The sequence below is a fragment of the Flavobacterium sp. FG19 genome, assembly GCF_057809475.1.
Map to the genome: position 1 here is coordinate 137,042 of NZ_JBMDKA010000004.1, position 11,410 is coordinate 148,451.

At 35.9% G+C, this 11,410-nt stretch carries 12 protein-coding genes and 2 pseudogenes; 4 read left to right on the forward strand and 10 right to left on the reverse strand.

Annotation, left to right across the window (positions count from 1 at the left end; translation table 11 throughout):
• Window position 1: 1 nt before the first annotated feature.
• The 4 genes and pseudogenes from ACODST_RS05935 to ACODST_RS05950 all read right to left on the reverse strand — a co-directional run.
• Window positions 2-1,351, reverse strand: a complete 1,350-nt coding sequence (locus ACODST_RS05935) for a DEAD/DEAH box helicase (protein ID WP_488931196.1) — start codon at window positions 1,349-1,351, stop codon at window positions 2-4.
• A 102-nt stretch (window positions 1,352-1,453) separates the two neighbouring features.
• Complete coding sequence (locus ACODST_RS05940) at window positions 1,454-2,218, reverse strand: TIGR02757 family protein (protein ID WP_488931197.1); 765 nt, start codon at window positions 2,216-2,218, stop codon at window positions 1,454-1,456.
• 138 nt (window positions 2,219-2,356) lie between these two features.
• A pseudogene (locus ACODST_RS05945) lies at window positions 2,357-2,806 on the reverse strand (ABC transporter ATP-binding protein); the annotation flags it as partial.
• Between the two features lie 216 nt (window positions 2,807-3,022).
• Window positions 3,023-3,235: pseudogene (locus tag ACODST_RS05950) on the reverse strand (ATP-binding cassette domain-containing protein); the annotation flags it as partial.
• A gap of 113 nt (window positions 3,236-3,348) precedes the next feature.
• Between ACODST_RS05950 and ACODST_RS05955 the strand changes: the two are divergent.
• Both ACODST_RS05955 and ACODST_RS05960 read left to right on the forward strand, forming a co-directional pair.
• Window positions 3,349-4,068, forward strand: coding sequence for a phosphodiester glycosidase family protein (locus ACODST_RS05955; protein ID WP_488931198.1), 720 nt, complete (start codon window positions 3,349-3,351; stop codon window positions 4,066-4,068).
• Between the two features lie 93 nt (window positions 4,069-4,161).
• A complete protein-coding gene (locus ACODST_RS05960) occupies window positions 4,162-4,461 on the forward strand; it encodes a hypothetical protein (protein WP_488931199.1) in 300 nt (99 codons plus the stop codon).
• 143 nt (window positions 4,462-4,604) lie between these two features.
• Here the strand turns inward: ACODST_RS05960 and ACODST_RS05965 are convergent, their stop codons facing one another.
• The 6 genes from ACODST_RS05965 to ACODST_RS05990 all read right to left on the reverse strand — a co-directional run bounded on the left by ACODST_RS05965 (window position 4,605) and on the right by ACODST_RS05990 (window position 9,566).
• The gene (locus tag ACODST_RS05965; protein WP_488931200.1) at window positions 4,605-4,907 is read right to left on the reverse strand and encodes a DUF6787 family protein; all 303 of its coding nucleotides are present in this window, start codon (window positions 4,905-4,907) and stop codon (window positions 4,605-4,607) included.
• A gap of 31 nt (window positions 4,908-4,938) precedes the next feature.
• Window positions 4,939-5,370, reverse strand: coding sequence for a DUF6146 family protein (locus ACODST_RS05970; RefSeq protein WP_488931201.1), 432 nt, complete (start codon window positions 5,368-5,370; stop codon window positions 4,939-4,941).
• A 230-nt stretch (window positions 5,371-5,600) separates the two neighbouring features.
• Window positions 5,601-6,164 (reverse strand): hypothetical protein, encoded by a 564-nt coding sequence (locus ACODST_RS05975; RefSeq protein WP_488931202.1) that lies wholly within the window; start codon window positions 6,162-6,164, stop codon window positions 5,601-5,603.
• 104 nt (window positions 6,165-6,268) lie between these two features.
• On the reverse strand, window positions 6,269-7,219 hold the full coding sequence (locus ACODST_RS05980; RefSeq protein ID WP_488931203.1) for a D-2-hydroxyacid dehydrogenase: 951 nt from the start codon (window positions 7,217-7,219) through the stop codon (window positions 6,269-6,271).
• 118 nt (window positions 7,220-7,337) lie between these two features.
• Window positions 7,338-8,408 (reverse strand): 3-phosphoserine/phosphohydroxythreonine transaminase, encoded by a 1,071-nt coding sequence (serC, locus tag ACODST_RS05985; protein ID WP_488931204.1) that lies wholly within the window; start codon window positions 8,406-8,408, stop codon window positions 7,338-7,340.
• Window positions 8,409-8,501: 93 nt separating this feature from the next.
• Window positions 8,502-9,566, reverse strand: a complete 1,065-nt coding sequence (locus ACODST_RS05990; RefSeq protein WP_488931205.1) for an acyl-CoA reductase — start codon at window positions 9,564-9,566, stop codon at window positions 8,502-8,504.
• Between the two features lie 138 nt (window positions 9,567-9,704).
• On the opposite strand from ACODST_RS05990, the gene ACODST_RS05995 reads away from it, so the two are divergent.
• Together ACODST_RS05995 and ACODST_RS06000 are read left to right on the forward strand one after the other, a co-directional pair.
• Complete coding sequence (locus ACODST_RS05995) at window positions 9,705-10,055, forward strand: 4Fe-4S dicluster domain-containing protein (protein WP_488931206.1); 351 nt, start codon at window positions 9,705-9,707, stop codon at window positions 10,053-10,055.
• 170 nt (window positions 10,056-10,225) lie between these two features.
• Window positions 10,226-11,386 (forward strand): hypothetical protein, encoded by a 1,161-nt coding sequence (locus ACODST_RS06000; protein WP_488931207.1) that lies wholly within the window; start codon window positions 10,226-10,228, stop codon window positions 11,384-11,386.
• Window positions 11,387-11,410: the final 24 nt, after the last annotated feature.

The following is an 11,410-nucleotide window of genomic DNA, read 5'->3' on the forward strand; positions in this document are numbered from 1 at the left end:
TTTATTTACCGTCTTTCTTCTTTTTATTTCTTGTTTTCAGCATATTTCTGTTAACAGAACCATGCGTTTTCTTTTTGGTTTTGGAAGGGCCTCCCAAATTGATTTTTTGGTTCTTTTTTGATTTTTCATGAAAAGCACCTTCACCTTCCAGTTTCGGTTTTTTCAATAAAAATTTTCTCGGCAATTTGTCTTTTTCAGCTTCAATTAGCTTTTCTGAAATTTCAACTTCTTCAGGAAAATCAGCGATTTCAAGTTCCTGATCCATTAAAAGTTCTGTCGCAATTTTGAATTCTTCTTCTCTGGGAGAAACAAAACTAATAGCAGTTCCGGTGGTATCTGCACGGCCTGTACGGCCAATTCTGTGCATGTATAGTTCAGGTTCTTCAGGAAGTTCGAAGTTAATTACATGTGTAATATTTGAAATGTCCAAACCTCTTGCCATAACATCGGTTGTAATAAGACCTCTAAGATTTCCTTCCTGAAATTCGGCCATAGTACTCAAACGATAGTTTTGAGATTTGTTGGAATGAATAACACCAAATTGTCCTTCAAAAAGTTCATCAATACGATTGAAAAGCATATCTGAAATCTTTTTGTTGTTCACGAAAACCAAAATACGATTCATATTTTCATTGGTTTCCAGTAAATATTTTAAAAGATTTACTTTGGTATTGAAATTCGGAACATTGTAAGTAATCTGTGTAATTTTTTCAAGAGGAGTTCCTGAAGGTGCCAATGTCACTTCTTCCGGAAAATCAAAATAATCATTTAAGATCTCGTCTACTTCATCCGTCATAGTTGCAGAGAACAAAATGTTCTGACGTTTGGTTTTCATCATTGCAAAAAGTGAAGTCAGCTGTGGTCTGAATCCCAGGTTCAGCATTTCGTCAAACTCGTCAATTACCAGTTTTTGTGTTTCATCAAAACGTACAACCGCATCCAAAGCCAGATCCATAGTACGTCCCGGTGTGCCTACTAAAACGTCAACACCTTCGTAAACAGCTTTCTTTTGTGTGTTGATGTTAACACCACCGTAAATTCCAAGTATTTTAACTGACATGTATTTTGTCAGTTTTTCAATTTCCTCTACTACCTGAACTACTAATTCACGGGTTGGCACCAGGATTACGATTTTGGGCGTATTAGTATTGGTGAATTTGTATAATTTAAAAAGCGGGAGTAAATACGCAAATGTTTTACCGGTTCCGGTTTGTGCAATTCCAATCATATCACGTCCAGACATGATTACAGAGAAAGATTTTTCCTGAATAGGAGTAGGAGTGACCAAACCTATTTCGTCAATAGCTTTTTGTAATGATTTTGGAAGATTGAATTTTTCGAAAGTGCTCATCTGCTTAAAAATTTTTGCAAATGTACATTAAAATGACCGTTAGATCACTAAGAATTTCGAATCTTCTAATAAAATGATAGGTTAATGTGTTTGTTTTCAGAGTTAAAATCCCTCAAAAACGCCCAGACCAAACAAAGCAAAATCGTATTTTACCGGATCGGAAGCATCCATTTCGCGAAGTTTACGGTCTAATTCGGCCAGTGCTTTGGCATCGTTTTGTTTACGTTCTAAAATTCCCAGTTTTCGGGCTACATTTCCGGAATGTACGTCGAGCGGACAGGATAGTACCGCAGGTGAAATTGATTTCCAGATTCCTAAATCGACTCCTTTGGCATCCTGACGCACCATCCAGCGCAGGTACATGTTGATACGTTTGGCAGCCGAATTATTCAGCGGGTCCGAAATGTGTTTCTGGGTTCTGGGTAAATGATCAATCTCAAAAAAGATTTTTTTAAATTCGCTTATGCTTTTCTGCAGACTGTCTTTTTCCTTATTTTTGGCAAAGACAGATTCGAGTCCGTTGTGGTTTTTGTATATATGCTGCAGTCCTTTGATAAAACCTCCAAGATCTTTTCCGTTAAAAGTCCGATGCACAAAAGTTTCTAAGTCAGCCAGATTTTCTTCTGTGTGGGACATGACAAAATCGTAAGGTGCACTGCCCATTAATTCCATCATTTTATGCGAATTTTTAATAATCATTTTGCGATTCCCCCAGGCAATAGAAGCACTTAAAAAACCGGCAATTTCGATGTCTTCTTTTTGGGTAAAAAGATGCGGAATCTGCACAGGATCGCTTTCAATAAAGTCCTGATTGTTATATTGGATCACTTTCTCGTCGAGAAATTCTTTGAGTTCTTTTTGGTTCATTTTAAATGAAATCTTCTTAATGTATTAGAATACTTTACCCCTGATGGAACGGCATCTCCCGATTTAGAAAAACAAAGCTTTTTAGTCGTGGTTTTATTTGTCGGGCAATAGCATAGAGCAGGAACAGCTTCTAACTCTTTAATTACTAATCTGACCGTCGACCATCACTAATTTTCTGTCGGCCATATTGGCTAATTCTTCATTATGTGTTACGATGACAAAGGTCTGTCCAAACTCGTCACGAAGCTGGAAAAAGAGCTGGTGTAAATTTTCGGCAGAATGAGTATCCAGATTTCCGGAGGGTTCATCGGCAAAAATTACATCGGGTTTGTTTATTAAAGCCCTTGCAACGGCAACACGCTGCTGTTCACCGCCCGAAAGTTCATTGGGTTTGTGATCTATTCTGTGGGATAATCCCAGATATTCTAATATTTTTCTGGCTTCTTTTTCAGTTTGAGCTTTGGGTTTATTGGCCATAAAAGCAGGAATACAAACATTTTCTAAAGCCGTAAATTCCGGAAGAAGCTGATGGAACTGAAAAATAAAACCAAGGTTTAAATTTCTGAATTCAGATAGTGTTTTATCCTGTCTGCTTTTCTTTTTAAAATACCGGCTGTAATATACCAGCATTAAAAAAACAGGTAAAAGCAAAACTCCGCTTACGATGTATCGAAGTGTATCGTCGAATATTTTGGTTTTGAAGAATACTAAAAAAACAACAAGAAGTATGGTGTAAAGAGAACCCGTCCAGGTTATGATTTTAAATGTCTTTTCCTGTTTTGAAGTATCTGTTTCAATATCCTGAAGCGCCAGTATGTTTTTTCCGTTTATAGTCAGGGAAGAATCAGAATTTCTTTCAGGTTTGTCCAGAGTACCCAGTATTTGCAGTAAAGTTGTTTTTCCCGCTCCGGAAGCTCCTACAATCGAAACAATTTCGCCTTTCTTTATATGTAAATCAACTCCTTTTAAAACTTCAAGTTTGTCGTAGAATTTATGTATGTTTTTTGCGTGTATCATTGAGTGAAACTGTTTTTACAAAGAAACGAAGAATCTGCCGATATAAAAATGAGTTATAACAGAATTTTATGAAGTAACTTGCGTTTGCTTTTAGTCATTTAATAATTAGAAAAATGAAATTAAAAATAGTTCTGTTTGTATTTTTAACAGGAGCTGGACTTGCTTTTATCAGTGCCGGACACTATTCAGAGGATTTGTTTTTAACGTATAAAGTAGATGTTAAAAAACAAAATCTGGGCTTGTTTTGGAAAGATGAAAAAGGAAAACGGTTTGGGAGTATAGAAAATTTCAGGCTCTGGTCAGCGGCACAGCATTTAAAATTAGATTTTGTAATGAATGCCGGAATGTATAAAACAGATCGTTCTCCTCAGGGACTTTATATCGAAAAGCAAAAAATGTTAGTTCCATTAGATACTGCCAGCGCCGATGGGAATTTTTATCTAAAACCAAATGGGGTGTTTTTTATTACGGCTAAAAAAACGGCTGAGATTTGTACAACAGAAAAATTCAGGATTAATAAGGAAATTGAATTTGCGACACAATCCGGCCCCATGCTGGTTATAGATGGTCATATACATTCTGCTTTTAAAGAAGGTTCTAAAAACACAAACATCAGAAACGGAGTAGGGATTCTGCCAGATGGAAATGTCGTTTTTGTATTGTCCAAAAAGGGAATAAATTTCTATGATTTTGCGAATTATTTTAAAAGTTTAGGCTGTAAAAATGCGCTTTATCTGGATGGCTTTGTATCCAGGGTGTATCTTCCGTCGCAAAACTGGCTGCAGACCGACGGCGATTTTGGAGCGTTATTTGCTGTGACAAAAAAGAACTAAAAATATGGCAATTAAGAAATTAAATTTAATAATGAAATAAAACAACTTTCGTGAATTATTTTTAATTTCGAATAAACTCAAATAAAACTTAAGATGCAGGATTTAAAAGTTGTAGACGATAACAGAATGTCAAAATTACTGATAGGTCTGATTCTGGACGGAATTGGTATGATTTCTTTTTCGGTTCCGCTGCTTGGTGAGTTTTCAGATGTGATCTGGGCTCCCATTGCCGCTATTATTATGAGCAGAATGTATAAAGGAAGAGTAGGAAAGGTGGCCAGCGTGCTGACTTTTATTGAGGAGGTAATCCCGTTTACAGATGTGATTCCGTCCTTTACCCTTACCTGGATTTATACTTATTTCTTTAGCAGGCAGTCTAATAATTTTGATTAAAAACATAAGAAGGTCTGTTCTTAAAATGAAACAGACCTTTTCTTTTTTATTGTATTAAAACTTTTTTTGGTGTGTGGTGAAGAAAAAGGGTAAAAAAAGAAAATACTATGGAAAACCAACAGTATTATGTGAACGGGAGAAATTTAGTCTTTAAATAAAAAACCAAGTCCCATGTTTTTAAGCATTTTCTTTTCGAAGTTCCAAAAGAATTTAAACTGCCCGAAAACAGTTCCGATTGCTACTAATAAAACCTGATAAATCGGGAAAATTATAATAAGACGAATTAAAGTAAACCAGCCTCCAAAATCTTCTTTGGTAATGCCCAGCCAAACGCAGAAAGGTTTAGACAGCCAGGCCGATGCCGATCCGGTAATGGCAAAAACGGTAAGTATGATGATGGCTTGTAAATTGGAGGTAATTCCCCAGCGTTTCTTTAATCTCTCCATTGTTATTTGTAATGATTACAAATATAGTATATTATCTTGAAGGAACATTACCCCAGAGCTTTTGTTTGTAAGTATTTTGAAAATAAATCATATAATTATAAATTAAGTAATTTACTTCATACCCATAATGAATTTCCGGACGATAATCGATCAGCATTTCGTATAAACCCGGGTTGTAAACCTGAGGTTGTCTGACTCTGTTGTTCCATTCTGTTACATACAGATAATTTTTATTTTCGAGATAAGGAAGAGAATAGTATCCTCTGGGAAGAGCTCTTGAAGCAAGCCAGTAATTGAATCCGTTATCAATTATGATAACTTCATATTCCAGAGAATCATTAGCAATACGGATCGTGTCACTGCCTGTCCCGGAGGATTTAGCCGTTCCGGCAATATTCTGCGATGCAGTAGAACAGGCTATAATTACAGACAGAAGGGCTAGTATGGAAAGGCATTTTTTCATGACGTATGCTTTTGATGCTTAAAAGTACAAATAAATGACAGAAAGGTGCTGCTATTTAACAGTTTGTAAAGAGGTTCTTGTGAAGGTTCAGAGGTTCAGAGGTTCAGAGGTTGGCGGCGTTTTTTTAGTTCATAAAAAAACAGATTGCACTGCAATCTGTTTTTAGAACATTTCTTAAAATGGTTTAAGCCTTTGAGCCTTTGCAACTATGAACCTTTGTCACTCTATGATTATTTACTTCCAAATAATTTTCCGATAAATCCGGCAATACCGCCTTTGCTTTTGGTTACCACCAGTACATCAGTTACGTCCAGTTTTCCGTCGTTGTTTTGGTCAAGACCGAACTGGACTCCGTATTTTGAAATCGTATCCATAATCCCAGATGCCTGTCCGCTGTTTCCTGAAATCGAATTGATAATATCCGAGATTTGAAAACTACTGTCGTTAGGATCTTTGGCTTTGTTTACCAATGAATTTAAAATCTGTGGAATCATGTTTGACGCTACTCCTGAAGAATCGGTACTGTTTAAACCAAATTTCTCGCCTAAAGTACCGCTTAACTGCTGGGAAATCTGCTGTACGACAGGATTAGAACTGTCTATGGGCGAATTTCCGTTAAATAAACCGGCTAATTGTTCACCTCCGCCTTCTGAGGCAATTTTTTTTAAACCTTCAAAAATAGAACTGCCGGTTTCGTTTATAACTGCTTCGTTATGTTCGTTTGGGACAGCGCTGTTGTTTACAACTGCATCGCCTCCGTATTGCTGTACTAATTGGGTTAATTGTTCAAACATGGTTAAGAGATTTATGGATTAGAATATCAAATTTAATTAAAAAAAGAAAGGGATTTATTAATCAGTGTTAATAAATCCCTTCTAAATTATTTAATTATAGTTTGTTAGCTTAACAAAGTAATAATCTGTGAAGCTAATTCAGTACCAATTCTGTCTTGTGCTTCTCCTGTAGCAGCTCCAATATGAGGTGTCAAAGAGATTTTAGAGTGCATTAAAATAGCCATTTCCGGTTTTGGTTCGTTTTCAAAAACGTCTAAACCTGCAAAAGCTACTTTTCCTGAGTCTAAAGCTTTTACTAAAGCTACTTCGTCGATTACACCGCCACGGGCACAGTTTACGATTCCAACACCATCTTTCATGATTGCAAGTTCTTTTTCGCCAATGATGTAACCATCCTGAGCAGGAACGTGTAAGGTAATGAAATCTGCTTCTTTAAATAAAGATTCTAAAGATTGTGAAACGATAGTAGTGGTAACAGACTGCCCGTCGAAAAACTCAACTTTTACGTCAACCTGCGGAATAAAACTATCAGCAGCGATAACCTTCATACCAAGTCCAAGCGCCATTTTTGCTGTAGCCTGTCCAATACGTCCGATACCCACAATACCAAGAGTTTTTCCTCTTAATTCAGTTCCGTTAGCGTACGCTTTTTTCAGACCGTCAAAGTTTGAATCTCCTTCAAGAGGCATATTTCTGTTAGAATCGTGTAAGAAACGAACACCGGAAAATAAATGTCCAAATACCAACTCCGCCACAGATTCTGATGAAGAAGCCGGAGTGTTAATTACATGGATTCCTTTGCTTTTAGCATAATCCACATCAATGTTGTCCATACCAACACCACCACGTCCGATGATTTTGATACCAGGACAAGCGTCGATGATATCTTTACGAACCTTAGTTGCACTGCGCACTAAAATTACGTCAACATTGTTTTCGTTTATATAATTAGCTACTTGTTCCTGAGCTACTTTTGTAGTGATAACTTCAAATCCTCCTTTTTCTAAGGCCAGAATTCCGCTTTTAGAAATTCCGTCATTTGCTAATACTTTCATTTTTTGTGATATTTAAAGATTGAAAAAATTTAATAATTAAAATATTCAATCTGAATTGTTTGATTGGATAAAATGACAGAGATGTACTAAATCTTTAAATCATTCAATCTTTTAATTTTTAAATTTTTGTTTCTAAATCTTTCATTACATCTACTAATACCTGAACGCTTTCGATTGGCATAGCATTGTAAATAGAAGCTCTGTAACCGCCTACGGAACGGTGCCCTGGTAATCCTGAAATTCCGGCAGCTTTCCATAAAGCGTCAAAAGTTTCTGTATGATCAGGGTTGTTTAATAAGAAAGTAACGTTCATTTTAGAACGGTCTTCAACTTTGGCAGCCCCTTTAAACAATGGGTTTCTGTCGATTTCATTGTAAAGTAATTCCGCTTTTGCGTTGTTTAGTTTTTCAACAGCAGCGATTCCTCCTTTTTCTTTAATCCATTGCAGGGTTAAAAGAGAAACATAAACAGCAAAAACAGATGGTGTATTGTACATACTGTCTGCTTTAATATGTTTAGAGTAATCTAACATACTAGGAATTGTTCTTCCGTTTTTACCTAAGATTTCTTCTTTTACTACTACTAAAGTAGTTCCTGCAGGTCCCATATTTTTTTGAGCTCCGGCATAGATAATATCGAATTTGGAGAAATCCAGTACACGTGAAAAAATATCAGAACTCATGTCGCAGACTACCGGAATGTTAGTCGACGGGAATTCCTGCATTTGTGTTCCAAAGATGGTATTGTTACTGGTGCAGTGGAAATAATCAGCATCGGCCGGAATTTCGTAACCTTTTGGAACATAAGTATAATTGTCTTCTTTTGAAGAAGCTACGACAACAGTTTCACCGAAAAGTTTCGCTTCTTTGATTGCCGCAGTTGCCCACGTTCCTGAATCTAAGTAAGCCGCTTTTCCGTTTTCTTTCATTAAGTTATAGGGAGCCATTAAGAATGCAGTACTGGCACCACCCTGTAAAAATAAGGCCTGGTATCCTTTCCCTTGAAGTCCTAATAATTCTAAAGCCAGCGAACGAGCTTCATCCATAACAGCCACAAAATCTTTGCTTCGGTGCGAAATTTCAAGAATAGATAATCCTGAATCGTTAAAATTTAAAACTGCTTTTGATGCCTTCTCAAAAACTTCCTGAGGTAAAATACTAGGTCCTGCGCTGTAGTTGTGTTTTTTCATGGTTGTTGTTAATAGTCGAAAATTTTAAAGATGCAAATTTCGGTAATAGGAGCTGAAAAAGCGATAAATAATTCGAAATAATTAAACAATTTTTTACTTTGTTGTTAACAAAAACGTTATAGTATCAACGTTATCTGCGTAATCCCACAATTGCGGATTTTGAGTTTGGCCAAAGGCAATACTATTTTTGATTAAATTGCTGCTTACGATACACTGAATTTGATCGCTATCGGTTTCAAGACGCGATTGTAAGTCTTCCAGATTTTCATAGTATTCATAGAAGACACTTGAGATAGGAGAAGCGTAGCTTGCATCTTCTTTTAAAGTAAGAAAGTTATTGTCAATGAGTTTAAAATTACTCATTAAAAATACCGCTTTGTTGTAATCGTAATTGTTCGCATATTTTTCATATTGTATCACATCCTGATATTTGAAAACAGCCTGAAAAAACGCCTCAAATGAATAACCTTTTGGTATAAAAATTTTGGAAACATTACGGCATCCCAATCCAAAATACCTGAAAATATCTTCGCCTAAAGCTTCCAGTTCTTCCTGTGTTTCTTTTCCGTTTAAAACGGCAGCCGAATTTCTGTTTTTTCTTATTATAGAAGGTTTGTCTTTAAAATAATATTCAAAATAACGGGCTGTGTTATTGCTTCCTGTTGCGATTACGGCATCAAAATTTTCCAGTTTTCCTTCCGCAAAAGTGATTTTGTCTTTGAGATTTTCATCGACAGCAATGAGATATTTGGCTAAAAAAGGCAGTAAATGCTGATCGTTTGAAGATGTTTTGATCAAGGCTTTATTTCCGGTAATAAGAACCGAAAGAAAATCATGGAAACCTACGAGCGGAATATTTCCGGCAAGGATCAAAGCAACAGTTTGTTCCTTTGGGTTTGACGTAAAATCATAAGCTGAAACCCATTTTTCAATATTTTCTTTCGTCAGGGCCTGTGCCCAGGAACGAACGGCAAAATAAACCTGTTCCGGAGTATACCAGCCATTATGTGACTGCGACAGGTGAATGAGTTTTTCGAAATCATCAAAAAAGAGATCATTATATAAAACGTCAGATTTTGGCACAGATCCGTTTTCAGAAAACTGACTTAAAAATTTTCCTAATTCAACAAAAACACTTTTTTTTGTTTCTAATGTCATAATGTTTGCTTATGAATTGTTTTGATTGTAATTTTGCGACAAAAATAAGCTATATTACGTTATAAGGCAAAGCAGAATAAAATCTTTAGAATTTTATGCTTCCAAAACCTGTAACTTTAACATGTAACGAAGAAAACAATGGCAATAATTATAACCGACGAATGTATTAATTGCGGGGCTTGCGAACCAGAGTGCCCGAATACAGCAATATATGAAGGAGCAGACGACTGGAGATATAAAGACGGAACCAGTCTAAACGGAACAATAGTTTTACCTGACGGAACGGAGATTGATGCTGAAGAAGCACAGACTCCAATTTCGGATGAAATCTATTATATTGTTCCCGGAAAATGTACGGAGTGTAAAGGTTTTCATGACGAGCCTCAATGCGCTGCCGTTTGTCCTGTTGATTGTTGTGTACCTGATGATAATCACGTAGAAGATGAAGAAACTTTATTAGAAAGACAGGCATTCCTGCATAATGAGTAAGAATACCTGTTTAAATTAAATAGATCCTGAGTAGTAACTCAGGATTTTTTTTGTCCCTGATATCAGGTATTTGTGAAAGTTAGTTTGTTGATAACGAATGTTTTATTTTTTTAAGAGTTGCATTATTGTTAAAAAAATAATACTTTAGTTGCAAAAATAACAATACCACTATGAAGAGATTACTACTTTTATTTGTCATTTTGCTTAACCAGGTAAGTGTTTGGGCACAAAGTGAAGAGTATTCTATAGTTGTAAAGGATATAGAAACACTTCTTCCTGTCGAAAACGCAATGGTTGTGGTTTTAAAAACGAAACAAATCCTGTTGTCTAATAAAGACGGTAAAGTAACTTTTGTATTAAGCGGAGGTTCTAATATTGAGGTTTCCGAAACCAATTATGAAAGTGTAACGATTCGATGGGCTTCTCTAAAAGAGAATGATTTTGTGGTTTATCTGAACAATAAAAACACGAAACTGGACGAAATTGTATTGTCGAAACAGGCGCCGCAGAAAGTCCTTCAGAAAATCGTTTCCAATTCGGCCAAAAAACTGGCTTCGTCTTACAGGCTGAAAGTATATGTAAGAGAGTTTTTTATGCTGGATAATAAATACTCCTATTATAATGACGGACTGGTCAATTTTCAGTTTTCAGGAAAACCTTCTACAACTCTTTTGGTAGAACAAAACAGATCGTACGGACTGCTGGAAACGGATGTGAGTGCCGATTTAAGAGGGTACGATTTGAATAATATCATGAAGAATTACTCCGATTTTAAATATTTTGAACCGCTGCTGGATCCAAAAGCAAAAAAAGAGTATGATTTTATTATAAGAGGTCATGCTAAGAATAAAGATTATTATGTAATGAAAATTACACCTCTGGATAAAGTCAAGGAAGCCATAGATAATTTTGAAATCATTTACGATCCGGAGAAGAAGCTGATAGTTGAATTTACGATTGACATTACGCCTCAGAACCTGGATAAAATAGAAGAAAAAACGGCGGTAAACTCTAAAAATATTACTAGGTCGTATATAAAGGTAGATTACAGGCAGGATGGTGAAGATTATTATTTACTGAGTTCCAATGAAGAAATAGGGTATGACCTTATTTTGAAAGACCAGCAGGTAAAGAAAATCCAGGTTCGTAATAGTTTCACCACAACGGCTTTTAACCGGCAGAACTTTACTTATAAGGAAAGTGATGTTTTTAAAGAGAAGTCCCTTTTTAATAAGAAAAATAAAATCATGACGAACTACTGGGATATTTCAGGATTCGTAGCCACCGATGAAGAAAAAGCCATTATTGCTTCTTTAGACTTTAAATTGTAATTAGATAAACAGAAGATCCTGAGT

Bases quoted from the DNA above. Each gene is read 5' to 3' on its own strand.
- ACODST_RS05940 (WP_488931197.1), bottom strand. From the start codon at position 2,218: ATGAACCAAAAAGAACTCAAAGAATTTCTCGACGAGAAAGTGATCCAA.
- ACODST_RS06000 (WP_488931207.1), top strand. From the start codon at position 10,226: ATGAAGAGATTACTACTTTTATTTGTCATTTTGCTTAACCAGGTAAGT.
- ACODST_RS05990 (WP_488931205.1), bottom strand. From the start codon at position 9,566: ATGACATTAGAAACAAAAAAAAGTGTTTTTGTTGAATTAGGAAAATTT.
- ACODST_RS05965 (WP_488931200.1), bottom strand. From the start codon at position 4,907: ATGGAGAGATTAAAGAAACGCTGGGGAATTACCTCCAATTTACAAGCC.
- ACODST_RS05935 (WP_488931196.1), bottom strand. From the start codon at position 1,351: ATGAGCACTTTCGAAAAATTCAATCTTCCAAAATCATTACAAAAAGCT.
- serC (WP_488931204.1), bottom strand. From the start codon at position 8,408: ATGAAAAAACACAACTACAGCGCAGGACCTAGTATTTTACCTCAGGAA.
- ACODST_RS05970 (WP_488931201.1), bottom strand. From the start codon at position 5,370: ATGAAAAAATGCCTTTCCATACTAGCCCTTCTGTCTGTAATTATAGCC.
- ACODST_RS05980 (WP_488931203.1), bottom strand. From the start codon at position 7,219: ATGAAAGTATTAGCAAATGACGGAATTTCTAAAAGCGGAATTCTGGCC.
- ACODST_RS05955 (WP_488931198.1), top strand. From the start codon at position 3,349: ATGAAATTAAAAATAGTTCTGTTTGTATTTTTAACAGGAGCTGGACTT.
- ACODST_RS05975 (WP_488931202.1), bottom strand. From the start codon at position 6,164: ATGTTTGAACAATTAACCCAATTAGTACAGCAATACGGAGGCGATGCA.
- ACODST_RS05995 (WP_488931206.1), top strand. From the start codon at position 9,705: ATGGCAATAATTATAACCGACGAATGTATTAATTGCGGGGCTTGCGAA.
- ACODST_RS05960 (WP_488931199.1), top strand. From the start codon at position 4,162: ATGCAGGATTTAAAAGTTGTAGACGATAACAGAATGTCAAAATTACTG.